Raw genomic sequence first — 24,666 nt, forward strand, 5'->3', positions numbered from 1 at the left:
GCTCACTACAACCGTAGCGGCGGGGGCACACCGATTCGCCGCCCAATCGCTCTATCACAGCAACCCGGTCTACTCGAGCGTGCGCACTTTGACGGTCGTGGCTGCGGTTGCACCAACGATTGATTCCGTGAAAGGCTCGCCGAGCGGCGTCGAAATCCCGCCCGGTGGCCTGACGGGCGAATCCAGCGTGACGCTGACCGGTACGGCCAGTAAAGGACAGAAGGTTCAGGTGCTGAACGGCGCAACATCCCAGGGCGAGGCCACCGCCGATCTAGTCACCGGGATCTGGACCCTATTGGTGACGGGACTGAGCGTGGCGCTCCACAGCTTCACTGCCAAGGCGTTGTATGGCACGGGTCAGGTGTCAGCGCCGCGGACGTTGACCGTGACGACGGCTGGCAATCCTGCCTTCACCAACCCGCCTTACGTCATTGACCCGGCAGGTCAGGTCAAGGACATAGTAATTCGCCTCACCGATGACAAAGGTCAGCCAGTGATGGGTAAGCTTACGTTGACCCTTCCGAGCGGATTTACCTTCGCTGATGGGGGTAGCGGTGCGCGTGAGTTCACTACGACTTCGAATGGCACGGTTACGGTCAGTGGTGTGAAAGGTCACAGTACTCCCGGGATCTATGACCTGATCGTGGCCAGCGGGAAGCAGTCCGTTAAGGCGACAGTGACTATTATTGGGGTGCTTCAAAGCATTTCCGTTGCGCCAGAGCTTTCTGGAATGGTCCTGAATCAAGACGGCTCACGCGCCTATGCATGCCATAACGAATCTCAAAGCTTAGTTACGATCATTGACACGATCAATCAGAAGGTCATCAAAGTTATTACGGGTGGGGGGAGATGGGCACTTGCTATCGCCATCAGCCGTGACGAAAAACGCCTTGTTACCACCGATTACACTGGCAGGTCGATCTCGTTCTATGATCCCGTGAGCCAGACATTTATCCGAACGATGGCAATTCCATCCGGTGGCGATGTTGCCCTGTCTCGTGACGGAAAACACGCTTTCTTGCCCGTGCCCGTAGGCACTCAACCCAATGTCCTGATTGTCGATGTCGAGCGTCAGACAGTAGTCAAGACTGTTCCCCTCGGGCAAAGCGATCAACCACTAAGCATTGCCCTCACCCCGGACGGTACGCGAGCACTTGTCGCACCTGTCAATGGTGGTCTAGCGGTCTTCAATACGGTTAGCGAGACAGTCATCAAGAACCTTCCTGTTAGGAGTCATTGGGGCAGAATTGCCGTTAGTGCGGATGGCGCGCGCGCGGTTGTCTGTATGGACGAGTATGGGGTTGCGATCATTGATGCGGTGAATTGGACTGTGATCGGAACCATTGCTATCGGAACCGTTCCTCTCCAGCGCTATTTCAAAGATCTTGCTATCAGCCCCGACGGAACTCGCGTTTACGTAACCCATGCCGGAACGATTGTTGTCGTTAATATCGCAAGCCTGAGAGTGGAGAAAACGATACAGGTCGACGGTGATACGGGAGCGATCGCCATCAGCCCCGACGGTACTCGGGCCTATGTCAGCAACACGAGTCGAAACACTGTCATGGTCATGGCCATCGGCTAAGCGAATGTTGTTAAGAAAACGTAGAAGCATTTTTGCCTGCTCGATTTTTCGTCCCCGGTAGCTGAACGAGCAATCAAACGGAGGTGTTTAAAAGACATGTCCAGACACTGACTCAGGCTACACATCCTTGCGCCGTTGCCTACGACTGCGCCAGAATCCGCCGGCTTGTGCGCTTTGACCCTGATCTTTATCGTTTCCACATCGCTGCCAATCAGCGATCGGGTTTAGCGACCCGACCAGGTATAAGCGCAACACTTCAGTCTTACTGCGGGCGAACATCTGCAGTTTCGATATGGCGGCTGTGCGCGGGAGACCCTCGGGTCTGCCGGGTCTTATACCTCTCGGTTCGCTAACCTGCGAACAGCCGCCACCCTTACTTGTTTAGCGACAGGTTCTGGTGGCTCCATCAGGTATAGGAGTTTCACCATGTTCAAAATCACACCCAACCCGCCAGAAACCGACACCGACGACGTTTCCCCCTACGAGTCCACCGACTCCAAAAAGCTCAACACCGCCGCCGACCGTGCCCTCGACTACTACCTCAAACCGGTCATTCCCAAAGACACGCCACGCAAACCCAGCACGATCTACTTCGTCGGGCCTGATACCGATAACGAAACGTTGCTGGTGAACGCCTGTGAGACGTTGGCGTCGGCGAGTGTCATGTTGAGTGATTTTGCGGGGCAGTTGAACGGCACACAGCGCCACACGCTGCTGGGCATTCAAAACTCCGTGATGTTGGGGGAAATGGCGGTGAACCGGATGCTGGATAACATCGACCCGCACGGGTAACACGCGCCCCCTGTGGCGAGGGAGCTTGCTCCCGCTCGGCTGCGCAGCAGTCGTCATCCAGGCACATGCGCTCTGACTGAGGGACTGCGGTGAATGGTTTTGGGGTTGCTGCGCAACCCAGCGGGAGCAAGCTCCCTCGCCACAGTTGCGGGGTTAATAGCCGAGTTTTGTGGTGGTTGGTCGGGCCTCTTCGCGAGCAGGCTCGCTCCCACAGGGGATTTTTGTCGCACACATATTTTGTGCTCCACATCAAAACCTGTGGGAGCGAGCCTGCTCGCGAATGCGTTCTCACAGACAACAAAAACCCGCCACTCCTTACCCAGGAATGGCGGGTTTTGTCGTTTCAGCCTTCAGGTCAGACGGTGTCCACCTTCAACGAATGGTCATTCAACATGCCATTGATGATGGTCGCCGTGTCGTGACCACCCGCCACCACACCGCCCGCCCCCGGCGTGACGCCGTAGTGGCTGGCGAGGTTGACGCCGGCCAGGTCGATGGTCTGGTTCGGCGTGGCACCGGCCATGGCGCTGACGTCGATGCTGGTGAGCACCGACGCGCCGCTGCCGATGACTTTGAAGTGCAGGTAGTCATCCAGCGACGCCGACGTGCCGTTTTCGCCTTGCAGCAGTTGCGACAAATCGAGTTTGTCGGTGCCGGGGGTGAAGTCGGTGACGACGTCGTGGCCGCTGTTGCCTTTGAGCCACTGGAAGGTGTCGGCCCCTGCCCCGCCGGTGAGGGTGTTGTTGCCCAGGCCGCCGATCAGGAAGTCGTCACCACCGCCCCCCTTGAGGATGTCATCGCCCAGACCGCCGTTGATGACGTTGCTGTTGTTGTCGCCGGTGAGGCTGTCGTTGAAGTTGGAGCCGACCAGGTTTTCGATCCCGGTGAGGGTGTCGGTGCCGGCGCCGCCGGTGTTTTGTGGGGTCAGCAGGCTCAGGTCGACGGTGACCCCGGCGGTGGCGTGGGCGTAGCTCACGGTGTCGATGCCAGTACCGCCGTCGAGCAGGTCGTTGCCGGTGCCGCTGAACAGCAAATCATTGCCGGCGCCGCCGTGCAGTTCGTTGTTGCCGGTGCCGGCGGTGAGTACATCGTTGCCATCGCCGGCATTGATGATGTTGTTGCCGGTGCCTGCTATCAATGTGTCATCGCCCGCAGTGCCGGTGAGGGTGTGGCCATCCTGGTAGCTGATGGTCACGTTCGCGGTGTCGCTGCCGCCATGGTTGTCGCTGGCGGTGTAGGTGCCGTGGGCGTCCGGTGCGATGTCGTGGGCGCCGGCGTAGTTGACGGTCATGGTCAACTGGTAGCTCTCGGATCCTTTGGCATTGCCGCCACTGGTGTTTTCGATATTGGTGATGTGGATCTGATAGGTCCCATCCGACGATGCAGTGATCGTCCCGCCGTCCGCGATGGGCGTGAAGGCGCCACCATTGAGGGAATACTCCATGGTGATGTGTCCGCCCGCCAGATTGTGATCCAGATTGAGGGTTTCACCCGCTTTCAGTTTCACGGTGATGAGGTCTTCATCATTGGCGTTGTTGGCAGCCACCTGGCCCAGATACCCGCTGACCACCAGCAGCGCCGTCAGCGCGGCGGTGTTGGCCGTAGTAAAGGCACTTCGCACGTCGGCCAAATTCTGGTTGGCCGCGTTGTCATTGGTACCTTTGAAATTGATCGCACCGCTGCCGGTGAAGTCCGCGCCCTTGGCCACCCAGCCGGTGGTGAAGTTGGTCGGCGATGCGGTCAGCGGATCCTTGTCGGCATCGGTGTCGTTGGCCAGCAACAGCTCGCCCGGCACCACGATGTTGCCCGACAGCACGTTGGTGATGATGTGGTCATCGACTGCCACCGGAGCCGCGTTCGGAATGACTTTGACTGTCAGCGTGGAGCTGGCGAGGTCGCCGTCGTTGTCGCTGACGGTGAAGCCGATGTTTTCGGTGATGACCACCGCAGTGGTTTTTTGCGAGGTGTAGTTGTACTCGCCGGTGTCGAGGTTCACCACCAGCGTGCCGCCATTGTTGGTGGCGATGCTGATGCTGTTGTTCACCGTGTTGAACGTACCGTGGTTGGCGCCGCCACTGAAGTTCAGCGAACCCTGGTTGGCGTTGCCTTTCGGGTCGAAGGTGTACGTGGTGCCGTCGACCGTGAGGGTTTTGATGAAGCCGCCATCGGCGCCGAACGTGCCGTTCTCCAGCAAGGTACCGGTAACCGGCGCACCGATCACCGTGCCCGAGAGCACCGAGTTGAGTTGGGTGAGGTCGGTCACCACCACCGCATTGGTGTCGGTGTGGGTGCTGCCGTCGTAGGCCAACGGGTTGAGGTTGGCGTTACTCACGCCGCTACCCAGGCCGATCGCGTAGTTCTTGATGCCGTTGGCGTCGAGGAAGGCTTTGAGCGCGGCCTCGTCGGTGGTGCCGATGTCGCCCTCGTTGGGTTTGCCGTCGGAGAAGAAGTAGCCGACGTTCTGCGCACCGGTGAGTTTGCCGGACGTATTGAACGCCGTCTGCATGGTGGCCACCGCCGCGTCGTAGTTGGTGCCACCGCCCGCTGACAGGCCGGCAAGCAGCGTCTTCGCGGTCGCCACGTCGACCCACACCGAGGTCCGGTCAGTAGCGTTGCTGCTGAAGGTGACGAGTTGCACTTTCACATCGCCCAGGTCGTCGTACTTGTCGAGCAAGGCGCTGATGGCCTGTTTGGCCAGGTCCAGCCGCGACAACCCACCCACCCCAGAAGGGTCGATCATGCTGCCGGAGATGTCGAGTACGATCAGTATGTTCGAGTCGATTTCCACGGCCGCCACCGAGCGATCCGAGGCCACCGCTTTAGGCACGTCGTCGACAATGTTGACGACGATGGTGCTGGTGGTGGCGTTGCCCAGGGCATCGGTGGCTTTGTAGGTGAAGCTTTCGCTCAGGGTGTTGGGCCCGTCGTTGGCGTTCGGCGAGGTTTTCGGCGCCGAGGTCAGGGTGTAGGTGTACGTGCCGTTGGGGTTGAGCAGGATTTGCCCGTACGTGCCGGTGGCGCTGCCGACCAGGCTGTAAGTGAGCGCACCGCTGCCGCCGGTGACGGAGCCGACCAGTGTCCCGGTGGCGGTTTCCCCGGTGTTGCCCGGGTCGCTGCCGATGACATTACCCGGCGCCAGGTCCTGACCGTCCTGATTCAGGTCGAGGGCTTTTTCGTAGACTGTCACGTCTTGATCCACCACGGCTTTAAGCCCGGTGTCGGTGACATTGATGGTGATGGTCGTGGTGCTTTCGTCGCCGTCGGAATCGCGAATGGTGTAGGTGAACGTGTCGGTGGCGCCCTCTGGTCCGACCGAGTTCGGGTTGCTGTGGTACACGGCATTGCCGGCCGCATCCAGGGTCAGGTAGCCGTAGGTGCCATTGATGTTGGTACCCAGTCCGCCGACCGCCGAGGTCGCCGTATTACTGCCGGCACGTACACCAATTACCGCGCCTGCTGCAGCCGGACCGTCAGCCCCAAACACGTCGTTGCCCAGCACGCTGATGTTGACCGTTGCGCCTTCGGCCGCACTCGCCGTATTCGGCGCGGCGGTGGGCAGGTCATCGACGATGTTGACGTTGATCTGACCCGACGCGGTGCTGCCATCGGTGTCCGTGGCCACCACGTTGAAGTTCTCGGTGATGCTGTTGGCGCCGCTGGCGGTTGGATGGGTTTCGTTATCCACCAGGGTGTAGCTGTAACTCACAACGCCTGTGGTGGCGTTGAATCCGGTGACGGTAAACGTGCTGCCGAGTGCCGTGGTGATGGTCTGCGGGAAGCCCGCCGCCACGCCACCGACCACCACATGAATGCCGCCAACGTCGAGGGTTTGCAGGCCGTCGAGCGCGGTCACGGTGAACGTGCCGCTCTGGGTCAGCGCCGGGGTGTTCGGGCTGGTGCCGTCGCTGAGGTTTTTCTCGTAGACGGTGAGTTCGCCGCCGTTGACGTTCAGGCCGTTCAGGACCACCGGGTCGTTGGCGTTCTGGATGTTCAGCACCAGCGTGGCGGTGCTGGTATCGCCGTCGGCATCGGTGAGGGTGTAGGTGAAAGTTTCCGTGCCATTGCCGCCGCCGTGCAGGTTTTTGAAGTCGGCATCATTGGGGTTAAGCGTGTAGGTGTAGGTGCCATTGGCATTGAGCACCAGTGTGCCGTAAGTGCCATTCAGCGTGGCGGGTGTGATCGGCCCGGCATTCGGTCCGGTCGCGACGTGGTCCGCACCTTGAACGTCGTTGGTCAGGACGTTGCCGGTGAGAGTCAGCGCGCTCTCCGTCGCGGTGGCCAAATTCGTGTCGTTCACGGCTTTTGGCACGTCATCGACGATGCTCACCACGATGGTGCTGGTGGTGCTGTTGCCCAGCGAGTCGGTGGCCTGGTAGGTGAAGCTTTCGGTCAGGGTATTGGCGCCGTCGTTCGCGTGCGGCGTGGTCGTCGCTGGCGAAGTCAGGGTGTAGGTGTACGTGCCGTTGGCGTTGAGCTGGATCTGGCCATAGTTGCCCGTGGCGCTGCTCACCAGGGTGTAGGTAATCGCGCCGACCGCGCCGGAGACCGAACCGACCAGCGTGCCCTTGGCGGTTTCGCCGGTGCTGGTCGGGTCGCTGCCGGTGACGGTGCCAGCGGCCAGGTCTTGCCCGTCCTTGGTCAGGTCCAGGGCTTTTTCGTAAACCGTCACGTCAGTATCGCGGGCCGCGACGATGCAGCTGTTTGAGACATCAATGGTGATGGTGGTCGTGCTTTCATCGCCGTCGGCATCGCGCACGGTGTAGGTGAACACGTCGGTCGCCCCCGCTGGGCCGACGCTGTTCGGATTGCTGTGATAAACCGCGTTGCCGTTGGTGTCCAGCGTCAGGTAACCGTAGGTGCCATTGATGTTCGAGCCCAGGCCGCCGATGGCGGAGGTCGAGGTGTCGCTGCCGGCACGCACGCCGATCACCGCGCCACTGGCCGCCGGGCCATCGGCGCCGCCGATGTCGTTATCCAGCACGTTGCCCGAGACGGTTGCGCCTTCCGCCACCGAGGTGTGATCCGGGTTGGCCTTGGGCAGGTCATCGACAATGTTGACGTTGAGCTGGTTGCTCGCGGTGCTGCCGTCGGTGTCCGTTGCCACCACATTGAAGTTTTCAGTGATGCTGTTGGCACCGTTACCGGTTGGATGGTTTTCGTTATCCACCAGGGTGTAGCTGTAGCTGACCACGCCGGTGACCGGGTTGTAACCGGTGATGGTCAGCGTGTTGCCCAATGCCGTGACAATCGACTGCGGGAAGCCCGCCGCCACGCCGCCGGCCACCACATGAATGCCGCCGACATCAAGGGTTTGCAGGCCATCGAGCGCGGTCACGGTGAAGGTGCCGCTTTGAGTCAGTGCCGGGGTGTTCGGGCTGGTGCCGTCGCTGAGGTTTTTCTCGTAGACGGTCAACTCGCCGCCGTAGACATCGAGACCGTTGAGGGTCACCGGATCGTCGTTGTTGTGGATCTGCAGCACCAGGTTGGCGGTGCTGGTGTCGCCGTCGGCATCGGTGATGGTGTAGGTGAAGGTTTCCGTGCCGTTGCCATTGCCATGCAGCGCTTTGAAATCGGCGTCGCTGGTATTCAGGGTGTAGGTGTAAGTGCCGTTGGCGTTCAGCACCAAGGTGCCGTAAGTCCCGGTGAAGGTACCGGCGGTGATCGGGCCGGCGTTGGGGCCGGTGGGTACTCGGTCGGCGCCTTGCACGTCATTGGCCAGGACGTTGCCGTTCAGCGTCAGCAACGTTTCCGACGCGGTGCCGGCGTTGCTGTCGTCCACGCCTTTTGGCAGGTCGTCGACGATGTTGACGTCGAGCGTGCCATTGGCGGTGGTGCCGTTGTCGTCGACCACGGTCACGGCGAATTGCTCAGGCAATGTGTTCGCGCCGTTGCCGGTCGGGTGGGCTTCGTTGTCGGCCAGGGTGTAGCTGTAACTGACCACGCCGGTGGTGGCGTCGAACCCGGTGATGGTCAGCGTGCTGCCCAGCGGCGTGGTAATGGATTGCGGGAAGCCTGACGACACACCGCCGACTACCACGTTGATGCCACCCACGCTCAGGGTTTGCACGCCGTCGAGGGCGGTGATGGTGAAGGTGCCGCTTTGGGTCAGCGCCGGAGCATCGGGGCTGCTGCCGTCGCCGAGGTTTTTCTCGTAGACGGTGAGTTCGCCGCCGTTGACGTTGAGGCCGTCGATGGTCACCGGATCGTCGTTGTTGTGGATTTGCAGCACCAGCGTGGCGGTGCTGGTGTCGCCGTCCGAGTCGGTGATGGTGTAAGTGAAATTCTCGGTGCCGTTACCGCCGCCGTGCAGCGCTTTGAAATCGGCGTCGCTGGTGTTCAGGGTGTAGGTGTACGTGCCGTTGGCATTCAGCACCAAAGTGCCGTAAGTCCCGGCGAACGTGCCTGGGGTGATCGGGCCGGCATTTTCGCCGACGGTCACGCGGTCGGCGCCTTGCACGTCGTTGGTCAGCACGTTGCCGTTCAGCGTCAGCAGGGTTTCCGATGCGGTGCCGGCGTTGCTGTCGTCCACGCCTTTTGGCAGGTCGTCGACGATGTTGACGTCGAGCGTGCCATTGGCGGTGGTGCCGTTGTCGTCGACCACGGTCACGGCGAATTGCTCAGGCAGTGTGTTCGCGCCGTTGCCGGTCGGGTGGGCTTCGTTGTCGGCCAGGGTGTAGCTGTAACTGACCACGCCGGTGGTGGCGTCGAACCCGGTGATGGTCAGCGTGCTGCCCAGCGGCGTGGTAATGGATTGCGGGAAGCCGGACGACACACCGCCGACCACCACGTTGATGCCGCCCACGCTCAGGGTTTGCACGCCGTCGAGGGCGGTGATGGTGAAGGTGCCGCTTTGGGTCAGCGCCGGAGCATCGGGGCTGCTGCCGTCGCCGAGGTTTTTCTCGTAGACGGTGAGTTCGCCGCCGTTGACGTTGAGGCCGTCGATGGTCACCGGATCGTCGTTGTTGTGGATTTGCAGCACCAGCGTGGCGGTGCTGGTGTCGCCGTCCGAGTCGGTGATGGTGTAAGTGAAATTCTCGGTGCCGTTACCGCCGCCGTGCAGCGCTTTGAAATCGGCGTCGCTGGTGTTCAGGGTGTAGGTGTAAGTGCCGTTGGCATTCAGCACCAAAGTGCCGTAAGTCCCGGCGAAGGTGCCTGGGGTGATCGGGCCGGCATTTTCGCCGACGGTCACGCGGTCGGCGCCTTGCACGTCGTTGGTCAGCACGTTGCCGTTCAGCGTCAGCAGGGTTTCCGACGCGGTACCGGCGTTGCTGTCGTCCACGCCTTTTGGCAGGTCGTCGACGATATTCACGTCGAGCGTGCCGTTGGCGGTGGTGCCGTTGTCGTCGACCACGGTGACGGCGAATTGCTCAGGCAGCGTGTTCGCGCCATTGCCGGTTGGGTGGGCTTCGTTATCGGCCAGGGTGTAGCTGTAACTGACCACGCCGGTGGTGGCATCAAACCCGGTGATGGTCAGCGTGCTGCCCAGCGGCGTGGTAATGGATTGCGGGAAGCCGGACGACACACCGCCGACCACCACGTTGATGCCACCCACGCTCAGGGTCTGTACGCCGTCGAGGGCGGTGATGGTGAAGGTGCCGCTCTGGGTCAGAGCAGCAGAATCCGGTGAGCTGCCAAGGCTCAGGTTTTTCTCGAAGACGGTCAGTTCGCCGCCCTCGATGCTGAGGCCACCAATCGTGACCGGGTCATCGTTGTTATGGATTTGCAGCACCAGGTTGGCCGTGCTGGTATCGCCATCAGCATCCGTCAGCGTGTAAGTGAAGGTTTCCGTGCCGCTACCGCCGCCATGCAATGCTTTGAAATCAGCATCGCTGGTGTTCAGCGTGTAGGTGTAAGTGCCGTTGGGATTGAGCACCAGGGTGCCGTAGGTGCCGGTGAAGGTACCGCCAATCACCGGGCCGCTGTTGGGGCCCGTGGGAATGCGGTCGGCGCCTTGCGTGTCGTTTGGCAGCACGCTGCCGGTCAGGGTCAGCAGGGTTTCCGACGCGGTGCTGGCGTTGCTGTCATCGACAGCCTTGGGCACATCATCGGTGATGTTGACGTCCAGCGTGCCGGTGGCGGTGTCGCCGTTGCTGTCGCCGGCCACAACGGTGAACTGCTCGCTAAGGGAGTTGGCGCCGTCGCCGGCCGAATGGGTTTCGTTGCCGTTGAGGGTGTAGCTGTAACTCACCACGCCTGTGGCCGGGTTGTAGCCGGTGATGGTCAGGGTGTTGCCCAGTTGCGTGGTGATCGACTGCGGAAAGCCAATCGCCACGCCACCGGTAATCACGTTGATACCGCCGATGCTCAGGCTGTTCAGCCCGTCCGGTGCCGACACAGTGAACGTGCCGTTCTGGGTCAGCGCGCCCGGATTGCTCGCGGAACCGTCGGCCAGGTTTGCTTCGTTGAGGGTCAGTTCGCCACCCGCCACCGACAGGCCATCGAGCGTGACCGGGTTATTGACCGGCGTTACCGGTGGCGCAATGACGGCCGGAGTGCCATCGGCGTTCTGCTGGATATCCGCGTTATGCCGTTCTTCAGGGAATTCAGGAATACCGCCAAACCCGGCAGTCGGGAAGCCAATCGTCGGATCGACCTTTCCGCCCACTTCTTCGAGCATGACAAAACTGTGGCCACCACCCTGCGCACCATTGGGAGCCGCTGTGAAGCTCGGCCCGGCCGCGGTGGCTTCACCGGTTTGCGTCGGGTCAGCGCCCGCCACGATGGCTTTTTGCAGTTGCTCGACATCGGTCAGTTGCGCTTCGCTCGGCGTTACCGCCTCTGAAGTGCCAACGTGCGGCGACTCATTGGCGAGCAGGTGGGGATCCATCTGCATGCTGCTGCCACGCCCGAGGGTCAGTTCCTGGCCATTTTGCAGATGGACCGCCACCGCGCCTTCGGCCCCGGTGACCAGCTGATCGCCGGCGAACAATCGATCGCCCTCGATCAACGCGCGCCGAGTACCGTCGCTCGCGACCGCGAACACCTGACCAATGACTTTACTGACGATACCGATGAGCGTTGCCATGTGCATTTCCTCCGCTGCCAACCGCTGTCGGCATCCTGTTTTTAGCGAAGAACGTGCTCATGGTTTGAAAGCAGGTGGCTGCGCGGATCGCCTGCAGGGCGCGTTTACCTGAGTAAGCCGCTGCCCTGGCGATGTCCTCGCCCAGCGTGTCGCTCACCGGCACTGTCCGCGACTTCGGGATAAACCCCTCTGCAATCAATGGCTTCGCAAGCCTGACTGCATCGCACTTGCCCGGTGAACGTTGCGTAACGATCCTGACTCATCAAAGTGACAAAAAACCGTCACCACAAATCGTTCCGCGTCCCTCCCCTCCAGCACTTCTCCGCCCTATGTCGATAAGTGGATGGAACTTTTCCTTAAACCCTTGAAAGCTCCCTAAAGCTCGTAATTCAAAGGCTTTCGTAATGAACAATGTGCTGGATTTTGCTGACGGCATAAGTTTTTTTTGGCATAAGGGCTATGAGAAAAATTTCTTAGCTATTCTCTAGAATGTTCTTAGCTCTGTTGTTACAAGGGTGAAACGGTTTTACCTATAAATGCCGTCAAATAATTGGCGACTGATAAGCACCATCAGGAATTCAGGGAGATGCACCCATGCGCGTTTTAACCCCCCTCTGCAGCGCGGTTCTGCTGGCCATGGCCTGCACTTCCGGCGCTCAAGCCATGTCGTTGACCGACGCAATCCAGAACACCATCGCAACCCATCCGGAACTGGCCTCGCGCGTGGATTCGCGCCTGTCCGCGGATGAACAGGTGAAAGTGGCCAAGGGGGGCTTTTATCCATCAGTTGATCTGAACGCCGCCTACGGGCGCGGATACAGCGATAACACCAACACCCGGGCAATCGGCCCAGGCAATCACCACACCGAAATCCTCAATTACACCCAGTCGGAGTTGCGCTTGCGGCAGATGCTGTTCGACGGTTTCAACACCGCGAACGAAGTCGAGCGCACCAAAGGCGTGGTCAACTCCCGGGCCTATTACGCTCAAGGCACCGCCCAGGACCTGGCCCTGCGCACCATCGAGGTCTACCTCGAAGTGCTCAAGCGCCGCGAACTGGTGACACTGGCCACGAACAACCTGCAAGCGCACTTGCGCGTCAACGACCAGATCGGCCTGCGCACCCAGCGCGGCGTCGGCAGCAACGCCGACTCCGATCAATCCGGCGCTCGCCGTGCACTGGCGCAAAACAACCTCGACACCGCCGAAGTCGATCTGGCGGACGCCGAGTCGAACTTCGCCGCCGTTGTCGGGCGTCTGCCCGATGAGCTCGAAACACCGCCGTCGACTCGCGGTGAACTGCCTGCCTCCCTGCAGGAAGCCCAGCAGAGCATGGTGGAAAACAACCCTTACCTGAAATCCGCCCAGGCCGACGTGCAATCGGCCGAGAGCCAGTACGAAGTTGCCAAGTCGCCGTTCTACCCACGCTTCGACGCCGAAGCCGCGGTGGGCGCGAACAACAACGTGCAAGGCGATGAAGGTCACGACAACGAGTGGCGCGTAGGTGTGGTGATGAACTACAACCTGTTCCGCGGTGGCAGCGACAAGGCCCGCCTGCAGTCCGATGCGCACCAGATCAACCAGGCCATGGACATCCGCAACAACGCCCTGCGCCAACTCAACGAAAACATTCACCTGGCCTGGAACGCCATGGTCAATGCCAAGAAACAAACCCCGACCGCACGCGAATACGCTGAAACCAGTAAACGGGTGCGCGTGGCGTATCAGGACCAGTTCGGTCTCGGTCAACGCACGCTGCTCGACTTGCTCGACAGTGAAAACGAGCTCTACAACGCCAACCGCCGCTACACCGAAGTGCGCTACACCGAGGAATATTCGATGTACCGCGTGCTGGCCAGCATGGGGGAGTTGTTGAGCAAGCAACGGGTGGTGTTGCCCGCCGATGCGATCGCGTCCTCCGAAGTGAAGAACGAAGCCCGTTTGCCTGAACTGAAGTAGCTCACTGGAGCGATCAATGTGACCAGCATGGAATCCGGCAACACCGGTGTCGATCCGCGGCTGAGCTTCGATGACCCGCTTCTTGACGGTCTGTTGATCCTCTGCAAACTCCACGGCGCGACGGTCAGTCGCGCCAGCCTGAGTGCCGGGCTACCGCTGCACAAACAACGCTTGAGCCTGGACCTGCTGCCCCGCGCAGCAGCCCGGGCCAGTTTGCAGGCGCGACTGCTGCGCCGGGAACTGGGGGATATTTCCGCGCTCAACCTGCCGGTGATGCTGATCCTCAACAACGGCCGCACGGCCATCCTGCGACGCTTCGGCGACGACGGTCAGGTGTTGATCCTGCCCAGCGAAGCCGACGGTGGCGAACAATGGGTCAGCACAGATGAGCTGGCCGAAAATTACAGTGGCCAGGCCTTGTTTGCCCGGCCACGCCATGAACTCGAAGACTTGCGCTCGCCCCTGGTACCGCGCGTCGAAGCGTGGTTTCGCGACACGCTGAAACTGTCGAAGTGGCTCTACAGCGATGCAATCCTGGCGAGTTTCCTGATCAACCTGCTCGGGTTGATGGTGCCGTTGTTCGTGATGCAGACCTACGACCGGGTGGTGCCGAACCAGGCCACCTCGACCTTGTGGGTGCTGTCGATCGGCTTGCTGATCGGCACCGGTTTCGAGCTGGTGCTGCGCGTCGTGCGCGCACATTTGCTGGACACCGCCGGCAAGAAAACCGACGTGATCCTGTCGGCGACCTTGTTCGAGCGCATCACCGGCATGTCGATGAAAGCCCGCCCGGCGACCATCGGCGGCTTTGCCCAGAGCATTCATGATTTCCAGGGGCTGCGCGAGTTTCTCACCGCGGTCACCCTGACCAGCCTGATCGACCTGCCCTTCGCCGTGTTGATGCTGGTAGTGATCGGCTTGCTCGGCGGCTGGCTGGTGGTCATTCCGTTGCTGGCGTTTCCGATCACGATCATCTTCGCGATGGTGATCCAGGTGCGCCTGCGCGACACCGTGCAAAAAAGCCTGAGCCTGGGCGCCGAACGCCAGGCCTTGCTGATTGAAACCCTCGGCGGCCTGGAAACCCTCAAGGCCTGTAGCGCCGAAAGCGAGCGCCAGCACAAATGGGAAAGCACCCACGGCGCCCTCACCCGCCTCGACAGCCATGCGCGCAACCTTTCGGCGCTGGCCACCAATGGCACGCTGTTCATCCAGCAGTTCTCCGGCATGGCAACGATTGTCGCCGGGGTCTACAGCATCATCGCCGGCAACCTCAGCGTCGGGGCGCTGGTGGCGACCTACATGCTCGGCAGCCGCGTGCTCGCGCCGCTGGGGCAGATTGCCGGTTTGATCACCCGCTACCAGCAAGCGCAGCTGACCATGAAAAGCACCGATGCGCTGATGGGCCTGCCGCAGGAACGTGACGCCAAACAGCGGCCATTGGAGCGCACTCAACTGCAAGGCGCCCTCGAAGTCAGCGGCGTGACGTTCCACTACAACGGCCAGAACGCGCCAGCGCTGTCCAACGTCAGCTTCAGCATGAAGCCGGGCGAACGCATCGGCATCATCGGTCGCAGTGGTTCGGGCAAAAGTACCCTGGCGCGACTGGTGATGGGGTTCTACACGCCGGAGGAAGGCCAGTTGCTGCTCGACGGCCTGGACCTGCGGCAACTGGACGTCGCCGACCTGCGCCAACAGATCGGTTACGTCGCCCATGATCTGCCACTGCTGGCCGGCAGCCTGCGCGACAACCTGACCCTCGGCGCCCGCTATATCAGCGATTCGAGGATGCTCGAAGTGGCCGAGTTGACCGGCGTCACCGAGCTCGCCCGTCAGCATCCGCAAGGGTTTGATCGCCCGGTCGGCGAACGCGGGCAGTTGCTGTCCGGGGGGCAACGCCAGGCCGTGTTGCTGGCGCGGGCCTTGTTGCTCGATCCGCCGATCATGCTGCTCGACGAACCGACCAGCGCAATGGACAACAGCAGCGAAGACGTTCTGCGGCAAAAACTCCACACCTGGGTCCAGGGCAAAACCCTGCTCCTGGTCACCCACCGCACCTCGATGCTCAGCCTGGTGGATCGACTGGTGGTGCTGGATAACGGACGGATCGTCGCCGACGGTCCCAAAGAAGCGGTCATCGATGCACTGCGCAAGGGCCGCGTCGGCTCTGCGGCTGTCTAGGAGCGACCCATGGCCCGTTCATCGTCCGACACCTCCAAGGACCGCGGCTACTTCGGCAGCTTCGGCAAAACCGCCGAAAGTGAGTTCATGCCGGAAACAGCCGGTGCCTCGTTGCAGGATTCCCCGCGCTGGTCGCGCATTACGGTCTGGCTGGCTGCCGGGCTGATTATCAGCGCGGTGGTGTGGGCCAAGTTTGCGGTATTGCAAGAAGTCACCATGGGCGAAGGCAAGGCGATTCCGTCGAGCAAGGTCCAGGTGATCCAGAACCTGGAAGGCGGCATCGTCACCGAGATCTTCGTGCGCGAAGGGCAAATGGTGAACAAGGGCGATACCCTGCTGCGCCTGGATGACACGCGGTTTCTGTCGAACAAGGGTGAGAGCGAAGCGGATCGTTACGCATTGACCGCGCAGGTGGAACGCCTGTCGGCGGAAGCGGAAGGACGGCCCTTCAAGCTGTCAGAAGAAGTGATCGCCAAGGCCCCGCAAGTGGCCGAAGACGAGCGTTCGCTGTACGAACAGCGCCAGCGCCGACTCGCCAGTGAGCAGCGCACATTAAGCGAACAACTTCGGCAAAAAACCCAGGAACTGGCGGAATTCCGTTCCAAACAGGGGCAATTCAGCTCTAGCCTGGCATTGCTGCAGCAAGAGATGAACATGTCCACGCCGCTGGTGGGCACCGGCGCCGTTTCACCGGTGGAAATCCTCCGGCTCAAACGTAGCGCGGTGGAGATTCGCGGTTCGCTGAACGCAACGACACTGGCAATTCCCCGGGCGGAGTCGGCAATCAACGAGATCAAAAGCAAGATTGACGAGTCGGAACAATCATTCCGTTCCGACGCAGCAAAAGAGCTGAATGAAAAACGCACCGACCTGTCGAAAATCACGGCATCCAGCATCGCCATCGATGACCGCGTGACGCGCACCACAGTGGTGTCGCCGGTGCACGGGATTATCAAAGTGTTGAAGGTCAACACCATCGGCGGCGTGGTCCAGCCCGGCAGCGACATGGTTGAAATCGTGCCGTTGGAAGACAACCTGCTGATCGAAGCCAAGGTGCGACCACAGGACGTGGCGTTCCTGCATCCGGGGCAGAAGGCGATGGTAAAGTTCAGCGCGTATGACTACACGATTTATGGCGGGTTGAGCGCCAAGCTCGAACTGATCGGCGCCGACACCATCACCGATGACAAGGGCAACAGTTTCTATCTGATTCAGGTGCGCACGGATAAAAACCACTTGGGCGGGGATGTGAAACCGCTGCTGATCATTCCGGGGATGGTGGCGACGGTGGACATCATTACCGGGGAGAAGAGTGTGCTGGATTACCTGCTGAAACCGGTGTTGAAAGCGCGGACTGAAGCGATGCGGGAGCGGTAGTCTCTGGCCTGGGTTTGCGGTGACTGTTTCAGCGCTTTCGCGAGCAGGCTCGCTCCCACAGGGGATTTGTGAACGACACAGATCCAGTGTGGGAGCCTGCTCGCGAAGGGGCCCTCAATCACAACAACTATTTCGGCCCATGGTTACGCTGGAAGGTCTCCTCCCCCATCGCCGCAATCTGCCCCTCGATCAACGCCTCGAACGGTTTCAACAACGGCTCAAACGAGCTCGGCGCTTCCAGCATCTGCAACGCCTGCACAATCGCCTCCACCGTCGATAAAGCCCCCGGCCCCGGGGCCTTGCGCAGTCGATAGCGCGACACCCCGCCATCCGCCAGCGTCACCCTCGGCAACGCCGCCAGCAGTGGATTGAGGTGCAGCATCTTGCGTGCCTTGCGCCATGTGCCGTCCGGGACCACCAGCAATAGCGGCTCGTCAGTCGCCGCATAAGTCAGCATCGGTTGCGCGTCCTCGCCCGGAAACAACAACCGCGCCTGATACCCCGGTTGATTCAACAATACCGGTAAATGCTCGAACACCTCACCGACAATCAACTCGGCATTGTTCAAGCCCAACGCCGCCAATCGTGCGGTGTTCAGCGCGTGGTTCACTTCACTCGGATGCTGCAACAACAGCACCCGGGTGCGGCTGTCGAGGCTCGGGATCAGCGGGCACAAACAATGGGTTTGCGGGCGCAGGCAACGGGGACACTGGATTCTGGACATCGATCAAGCCTGATTCAGTTGTGCTTTGAGCAAATCGCGAAAGGTCTGGATCAGCGGTTCGCGGCTGCGGCCACGACGCACGATCATCGAAAACGGTGCCTGATAACCAAACGTCGCCGGCAACAACACGCGCAAATCGCCCTTGTCCGCCCAGGCCTGGGCATAGTGCTCCGGCAGATAACCGATGTAGGCACCGGACAGCACCAGAATCAGCTGCGCCTCCATACTCTCCACCGTGGCCGCGCTGTGCTTGAAACCGTGACGCGCCAGTTCGGCCTGGCTCCAGTAACCGCGGCCGACCATGCGTTGCTGAGTGATGACTTGCTCAGGGATGCGCCGCTCGGTGAACAGCGGATGACGGCTGCTGCAATACAGCCAGTGCTGTTCGCGGTAGAGCGGCATGTAGACCAGGCCGCTCATGCGCGTGGAGAACGCGCCGATGGCCAGGTCGAGGCGATTGTCCTGCACGCCGAGTTGCAGTTCGTAGGGGCTCATCACCGACAAGTGCAAATGCACCGCCGGGTGTTCCTGGCTGTAGGCGCCGATGGCTTCGGCGAAGGGCAAGGCCTTGTCACTGACAGTCGAGTCGATCACGCCGAGGTTCAGGGTGCCGCGCAGTTCGCCCTTGAGGGCTGCGGCGTATTGCTCGAAGCCTTCGAGCTCGCCCAACAGACGCAGGGTTTCCTGATGGAACAGTTCGCCCTTGCTGGTCAGGCTGAACCCACCGCGACCGCGATGACACAGCACCAGACCGAGGGCCGCTTCGAGCTGGCTCATGTAGGTGCTGATGGCCGACGTCGAGAGGTTGAGCTCTTGCTGGGCGTTGGCGAACCCCTGATGGCGAACCACGCTGACGAAGATGCGCAATAGTTTCAGGTCGGGTAAAGCGTTGGCCATCAGACACTCCGATCACAAGGTCATGCAGGTTGCTTTTGTGGCGAGGGAGCTTGCTCCCGTTCGGCTGCGCAGCAGTCGTAATCCAGGCAGCGCAGTCTGTCTGACACAAAGGGGTGAATGGTTTTGGGGCCGCTTCGCAGCCCAGCGGGAGCAAGCTCCCTCGCCACAGGGTTCGTGCAAGGCTGTAAGTCTATCGCCACCATAACCATTAGTTTAGAAAAATCTGAACTAAGTATTTGCCCGTAGCGATTCTTCCCGGCCACTACATTTCGCAGAATCGGCCCCCAACGGTGCCTGTGTCTGTCCTGACCTGTGCAACCGACATAAATAAAACAACGACGATGAGGCCCTACCCGTGGACAAGATTCTTCACCAACCACTGGGCGGCAATGAAATGCCGCGCTTCGGCGGCATCGCCACCATGATGCGACTCCCTCACCTTGATACCGCTGCCGGTCTGGACGCTGCCTTCGTTGGCGTGCCACTGGACATCGGTACCTCGCTGCGCCCCGGCACCCGCTTCGGGCCTCGTGAAATCCGCGCTGAATCGGTCATGATCCGCCCGTACAACATGGCGACCGGCGCTGCGCCGTTCGATTCGCTGTCGGTGGCCGACATCGGCGACATCGCGATCAACACGTTCAACCTGCTGGACGCGGTACGGATCATCGAAGAGTCCTACCACAAGATCCTCGAACACGATGTGATCCCCCTGACCCTGGGTGGCGACCACACCATCACCCTGCCGATCCTGCGTGCCATCCATAAAAAGCACGGCAAGATCGGCCTGGTGCACATCGACGCTCACGCTGACGTGAACGATCACATGTTCGGCGAGAAAATCGCCCACGGCACCACCTTCCGTCGCGCCGTCGAAGAAGGCCTTCTGGATTGCGACCGCGTGGTGCAAATTGGCCTGCGCGCCCAGGGCTACACCGCTGACGACTTCAACTGGAGCCGTAATCAGGGCTTCCGTGTGGTTCAGGCCGAAGAGTGCTGGCACAAATCCCTGGCGCCACTGATGGCCGAGGTTCGCGAGAAAGTCGGCGGCGGTCCGGTGTACCTGAGTTTCGACATCGACGGCATCGACCCGGCCTGGGCACCTGGCACCGGCACCCCGGAAATCGGTGGTCTGACGACCATTCAGGCCATTGAGATCGTTCGCGGCTGCCAAGGCCTCGACCTGGTCGGTTGCGATCTGGTAGAAGTCTCGCCCGCTTATGACACCACCGGCAACACCTCGCTGCTGGCCGCCAACCTGCTGTACGAAATGCTCTGCGTACTGCCTGGCGTGGTCCACCGCTGAGGATCGGTCATGAACGAACGTGATCAGGTTTTGAAAGCCGCCGCCGCTCTGGTGTCCGCTTTCGCCCGTAACGATCGCGAAGCCTACTTCGGTGCGTTCAGCACCGATGCCAGCTTCGTCTTCTACACCCTCGAGCAGCCTCTGCTGTCGCGCGATGCCTATCAGGCGTTGTGGGACACCTGGCGCTCGGAGGATGGCTTCGAGGTGCTTTCGTGCACCTCGAGCAACGCCTTCGTCAGCCTGCAGGGTGACGTGGCGATTTTCATCCATGACGTGGCCACCGAGCTGCGCATGCAAGGGGAGCAACACTTCAGCCAGGAGCGCGAGACGATTGTTTTCAAGAAACAAGCGTCTGGCCAAGAACAACAAGGCCTATGGCTGGCCTGCCACGAACACTTGTCCGCCTTGCCGGAAGGGCTGCCAACCCCTTAGCCAAACAGGTGACGCTCACGCACGATGAGCGCGCCTTTATGATCGGAGCTGATCATGAATAACAACAACAAAGACCAAAGCCTTACGCACATTGAAACCTACGGGGTCGAACAGATCCCGGACAGCGAACGCACCGCAGGCCCGACGGATTTGTTCCGGATGATCTTCGGTGGTTCCAACACCTTTGCCACCGCCGTGCTCGGCAGCTTCCCGGTGCTGTTCGGCCTGTCGTTTCAGGCCGGCGTGCTGGCGATTGTGCTGGGCGTGCTGCTGGGCTCGCTGATCCTTGCACCCATGGGCCTGTTCGGCCCGATCAATGGCACCAACAACGCCGTGTCTTCCGGTGCGCACTTCGGCGTGCACGGGCGGATCGTCGGTTCGTTCCTTTCGCTGCTGACCGCCATCGCGTTCTTCTCGCTCTCGGTCTGGAGTTCGGGTGATGCGCTGATCGGTGGCGCCAAGCGCCTGATCGGCTTGCCGGAAACTGACCTGACTCTGGGCCTGGCCTATGGTCTGTTCGCGATTCTGGTACTGACCGTTTGCATCTACGGCTTCCGGTTCCTGCTGTGGGTCAACAAGATCGCGGTGTGGAGCGCCAGCTTGCTGTTCCTGCTGGGTGCCTTCGCCTTCGCCGGTCCTTTCGATGTGAACTACGCCGGCACCGTCAGCATGGGTCAGCCAGGTTTCTGGGCCGCGTTCATCGGTGCTGCACTGGTGGCGATGAGCAACCCGATTTCCTTCGGTGCGTTCCTTGGTGACTGGTCGCGCTACATCCCGCGTGACACGCCAAAAGGCCGGATCATGGCGGCGGTGGTGATCTCGCAGATCGCCACGTTCATCCCGTTCCTGTTCGGCCTGGCCACCGCGACCATCGTCGCGATCAAGGCACCAGACTACATCGCCGCCAACAACTACGTCGGCGGTTTGCTGGCTGTGTCGCCGAGTTGGTTCTTCCTGCCGGTGTGCCTGATTGCCGTGATCGGCGGCATGTCCACCGGCACCACCTCGCTGTATGGCACCGGGCTGGACATGTCCAGCGTGTTCCCTCGCGTGCTGTCGCGGGTCAAGGCCACGTTGCTGATCGGTGTGATGTCGATTGCCTTCATCTTCATCGGGCGCTTTGCGGCGAACCTGGTGCAGAGCGTGTCGACCTTCGCCGTGCTGATCATCACCTGCACCACACCGTGGATGGTGATCATGATCATCGGCCTGGTGGTGCGTCGCGGCTTCTATTGCCCGGATGACCTGCAAGTGTTCACCCGCGGCGAGAAAGGTGGCCGCTATTGGTTCACCCACGGCTGGAACTGGCGTGGCCTGGGTGCCTGGATCCCGAGCGCGGCCATTGGCTTGTGCTTCGTGAACCTGCCGGGGCAGTTTGTCGGACCACTGGGCGAAATGGCCGGCGGTATCGACGTCAGCCTGCCGGTCACTCTGGGCCTGGCCTCGCTGGTGTACCTGGCGCTGCTGAGCCTGTTCCCGGAAACAGCGGCGGTGTTCGGCCCGAATGATTCACGCAGCAAGGGCACGCACACCATGGCAAAGCCTGAACTCCGTCAGCCTGCCTGACACTGATCCAACTGTGGGAGCGAGCCTGCTCGCGAAGACTGCGGCACATCCAACCTGGATGTGACTGACAGAACGCCTTCGCGAGCAGGCTCGCTCCCACAGAAAGCAGCCCCACAGAACTTTTGTTTCACCATAAAAAAGACAATCGGAGACACGCCATCATGGCTTTGGATTTATTCGTCGTACTCATCTACGCCGCCGCGATGCTGATACTCGGCTACTACGGCATGCGCAAGGCCAAGACCAACGAAGACTTTTTGGTCGCCGGTCGTAACCTCGGCCCGAGCCTGTACATGGGCACCATGGCCGCCACTGTTCTGGGCGGCGCGTCCACCGTCGGCACCGTACGCCTGGGCTACGTCCATGGCATCTCCGGTTTCTGGCTCTGCGCGGCCCTCGGTTGCGGGATCGTGGCGCTGAACCTGTTCCTCGCCAAACCGCTGCTGAAGCTGAAGATCTACACCGTTACCCAGGTCCTGGAAAAACGCTACAACCCGATGGCCCGCTCCGCGAGCGCGGTGATCATGCTGGCGTATGCGCTGATGATCGGCGTGGTTTCGATCCTCGCCATCGGCACCGTGCTGCAAGTGCTGTTCGACCTGCCGTTCTGGGTCTCGGTATTGGTCGGCGGTGGCGTCGTGGTGATCTACTCCGCGATCGGCGGCATGTGGTCCCTGACCCTGACCGACATCGTCCAGTTCGTGATCAAGACCGTCGGCCTGATGTTCATCCTGTTGCCAATCTGCCTGTACCGCGTTGGCGGTTGGGATGAGTTGGTGTTGAAACTGCCGGCCACCGCCTTCAGCTTCACCACGATTGGCTGGGACACCATCATCACCTACTTCATGATCTACTTCTTCGGGATCCTGATCGGCCAGGACATCTGGCAGCGTGTGTTCACCGTCAAGAGCGCCAAGGTGGCTCAGGTCGCAGGTACATTCGCAGGCTTCTACTGCATCCTTTACGGCCTGGCCTGCGCCCTGATCGGCATGGCCGCTCATGTGCTGATCCCAGACCTGGACAACGTCAACAACGCCTTCGCCGCCATCGTCAAACTGTCCCTGCCGGACGGTATCCGTGGCCTGGTGATCGCGGCTGCCCTGGCAGCCATGATGTCCACCGCCAGCGCCGGCCTGCTCGCCGCCGCCACCACCTTGACCGAAGACCTGCTGCCGAAACTGCGCGGCGGCAAACAGTCGACGCTGGGCATCAATCGCCTGTTCACCCTGCTGACTGGCCTTGTCGTACTCGGCATCGCTCTGGTCGTGAACGACGTGATCAGCGCCCTGACCCTGGCGTACAACCTGCTGGTAGGCGGCATGCTGATCCCGCTGATCGGTGCGATTTTCTGGAAACGTGCAACCACCGCCGGCGCTATCGCCAGCATGGGCATGGGCTTCGCCACTGCGCTGGTGTTCATGTTCAAGGACGGTCTGGATTCCAACTCCCCGATCTACTACAGCCTCGGCGTAGGTCTGGTGGCGTTCGTGGTGGTGAGCTTGATGTCCCGCCGCCCGGCAGTTCTGGCCAGTGCCGCCTAAGCTGAACATAACGACTTGATGCTTTCTTCGACGGGTGTGGCGTCGGTTGCCACACCCGTTTTTTTTCGTCTGGAGAAAACCTTTGATGAAGATTGTTTCTCGCGATCAGTGGTTCGAAGTCAAACACCTCAGCGACGGCATTCGGCTGATTCACGAGCCTTACATTCGGCCTTTCTACCGCTGCAACCTCTGGCACGTTCAGGGCCGCGACAAGGACCTGCTGTTGGACAGCGGCTCAGGTCTGGTCAGCCTGCGCGAGCAGTTGCCGTGGATCACTGAACGGCCGCTGGTGGCGGTGGCGAGTCATTGCCATTTCGACCACATTGCCGGGCATCACGAATTTCCTGAACGGCTGGTGCACCCGGCCGAGGCCGACATCCTCGCCGCACCGGATGGCGACAACGACTTGAGCAAAGCCTTCGTCGGCGACGACATGTTCGAGGCTCACCCCGATTGCCCGTTGTGCTACGCCGAATACCGGGTCAAGGCCGCGCCGGCCACGGGCTTGATTGAAGAAGGTGATGTGCTGGATCTGGGTGACCGCGTGCTGCAAGTGCTGCACACACCGGGGCATTCACCGGGCGGCATCAGCCTATATGAAGCGGCGACTGAGACGCTGTTCAGCGGCGACATCATCTATGACGGACCGCTGATCGAAGACGCTTACCATTCCAATCTCGATGACTACGCCCGCAGCTTGCAACGCTTGCGGGCCTTGCCGATCCGCACGGTGCATGGCGGGCATTTCGGCAGTTTTTCTGGGGAGCATTTGCGCACGATGATTGACGAGTGGCAGCGCTCACACGGCTGAAGCCTGCTGTACTCAAGCGCAGGGACAACAACAATAACGCCCTCCAAGAGCAACCATGAAAAGAGCTGCCGTTCGCCTCACCGTGCATCAGTTCATCAGCCGCTTGCTGGAGGGCCGGGATGACTTCGGCGACGACGCCAGTCTGGTGGAGTTGGGGTTGGATAAAGCGGATATCGAAGACCTGATCTTCCATCTGGAAGATGAGTTGGGGTTGACGGCGTTTACGGCGGAAGAAGACCGGATGCTCAAGACCGCCAGGACGGCGAATGATTTGAGTCGGTTTTTGCAGGAGATCGGGCGGCATTGAGAAGAGCTGCCAAACACACTCGTTCAGGTGACAAAAGACTTGTGGCGAGGGAGCTGGCTCCCGCTCGGGTGCGCAGCAGCCGCAAAGCCTGTACCAGTGTTTAACCTGACATGCATCGGTGACAAACAAGGGCTGCTGCGCAGCCCAGCGGGAGCAAGCTCCCTCG

14 protein-coding genes are annotated in these 24,666 nt (G+C 60.9%); 11 read left to right on the plus strand and 3 right to left on the minus strand.

The window, feature by feature from the left end; translation table 11 throughout:
- Positions 1-1,585: WD40 repeat domain-containing protein (locus tag AC07N8_RS09485; protein ID WP_495065925.1), on the plus strand; the 1,585-nt coding region annotated here is incomplete at its 5' end.
- 426 nt (positions 1,586-2,011) lie between these two features.
- The gene (locus AC07N8_RS09490) at positions 2,012-2,377 is read left to right on the plus strand and encodes a DUF6124 family protein (RefSeq protein ID WP_493143222.1); all 366 of its coding nucleotides are present in this window, start codon (positions 2,012-2,014) and stop codon (positions 2,375-2,377) included.
- 355 nt (positions 2,378-2,732) lie between these two features.
- On the opposite strand, the gene AC07N8_RS09495 is transcribed toward AC07N8_RS09490, so the two are convergent.
- On the minus strand, positions 2,733-11,402 hold the full coding sequence (locus tag AC07N8_RS09495; protein ID WP_493143224.1) for a retention module-containing protein: 8,670 nt from the start codon (positions 11,400-11,402) through the stop codon (positions 2,733-2,735).
- 594 nt (positions 11,403-11,996) lie between these two features.
- On the opposite strand from AC07N8_RS09495, the gene AC07N8_RS09500 reads away from it, so the two are divergent.
- The 3 genes from AC07N8_RS09500 to AC07N8_RS09510 are packed head-to-tail and all read left to right on the plus strand — an operon-like array spanning position 11,997 to position 16,916.
- Positions 11,997-13,361: a TolC family outer membrane protein gene (locus AC07N8_RS09500; RefSeq protein WP_493143226.1), complete on the plus strand. Its 1,365-nt coding sequence runs from the start codon at positions 11,997-11,999 to the stop codon at positions 13,359-13,361.
- An 18-nt stretch (positions 13,362-13,379) separates the two neighbouring features.
- Positions 13,380-15,539: a type I secretion system permease/ATPase gene (locus AC07N8_RS09505; protein ID WP_483840702.1), complete on the plus strand. Its 2,160-nt coding sequence runs from the start codon at positions 13,380-13,382 to the stop codon at positions 15,537-15,539.
- 9 nt (positions 15,540-15,548) lie between these two features.
- Entirely contained in the window at positions 15,549-16,916 is a 1,368-nt protein-coding gene (locus tag AC07N8_RS09510) for an HlyD family type I secretion periplasmic adaptor subunit (protein WP_027925806.1), read from the plus strand.
- A 127-nt stretch (positions 16,917-17,043) separates the two neighbouring features.
- Here AC07N8_RS09510 and AC07N8_RS09515 read toward each other — a convergent pair whose 3' ends face one another.
- A complete protein-coding gene (locus AC07N8_RS09515) occupies positions 17,044-17,640 on the minus strand; it encodes a tRNA-uridine aminocarboxypropyltransferase (protein ID WP_493143228.1) in 597 nt (198 codons plus the stop codon).
- A 3-nt stretch (positions 17,641-17,643) separates the two neighbouring features.
- Positions 17,644-18,537: a LysR family transcriptional regulator gene (locus tag AC07N8_RS09520; RefSeq protein WP_007945995.1), complete on the minus strand. Its 894-nt coding sequence runs from the start codon at positions 18,535-18,537 to the stop codon at positions 17,644-17,646.
- Positions 18,538-18,892: 355 nt separating this feature from the next.
- Here AC07N8_RS09520 and speB point away from each other — a divergent pair, with 355 nt between their 5' ends.
- The 6 genes from speB (at position 18,893) to AC07N8_RS09550 (ending at position 24,500) form a co-directional block, all read left to right on the plus strand.
- Positions 18,893-19,843 (plus strand): agmatinase, encoded by a 951-nt coding sequence (gene speB, locus AC07N8_RS09525; RefSeq protein ID WP_027925808.1) that lies wholly within the window; start codon positions 18,893-18,895, stop codon positions 19,841-19,843.
- Positions 19,844-19,852: 9 nt separating this feature from the next.
- On the plus strand, positions 19,853-20,275 hold the full coding sequence (locus AC07N8_RS09530; protein ID WP_483840700.1) for a YybH family protein: 423 nt from the start codon (positions 19,853-19,855) through the stop codon (positions 20,273-20,275).
- 54 nt (positions 20,276-20,329) lie between these two features.
- The gene (locus AC07N8_RS09535) at positions 20,330-21,841 is read left to right on the plus strand and encodes a purine-cytosine permease family protein (protein WP_493143231.1); all 1,512 of its coding nucleotides are present in this window, start codon (positions 20,330-20,332) and stop codon (positions 21,839-21,841) included.
- A 161-nt stretch (positions 21,842-22,002) separates the two neighbouring features.
- Positions 22,003-23,382 carry a sodium:solute symporter family protein gene (locus AC07N8_RS09540; RefSeq protein ID WP_483840698.1) on the plus strand — a complete coding sequence of 460 codons (1,380 nt, stop codon included), beginning with the start codon at positions 22,003-22,005 and terminating at the stop codon, positions 23,380-23,382.
- A gap of 85 nt (positions 23,383-23,467) precedes the next feature.
- Positions 23,468-24,193 carry an MBL fold metallo-hydrolase gene (locus AC07N8_RS09545; RefSeq protein ID WP_493143233.1) on the plus strand — a complete coding sequence of 242 codons (726 nt, stop codon included), beginning with the start codon at positions 23,468-23,470 and terminating at the stop codon, positions 24,191-24,193.
- A gap of 55 nt (positions 24,194-24,248) precedes the next feature.
- Positions 24,249-24,500, plus strand: coding sequence for an acyl carrier protein (locus AC07N8_RS09550; RefSeq protein ID WP_483840696.1), 252 nt, complete (start codon positions 24,249-24,251; stop codon positions 24,498-24,500).
- The last annotated feature ends 166 nt before the right edge of the window (positions 24,501-24,666 follow it).

The sequence above is a fragment of the Pseudomonas sp. GW821-FHT10C09 genome (assembly GCF_059415465.1).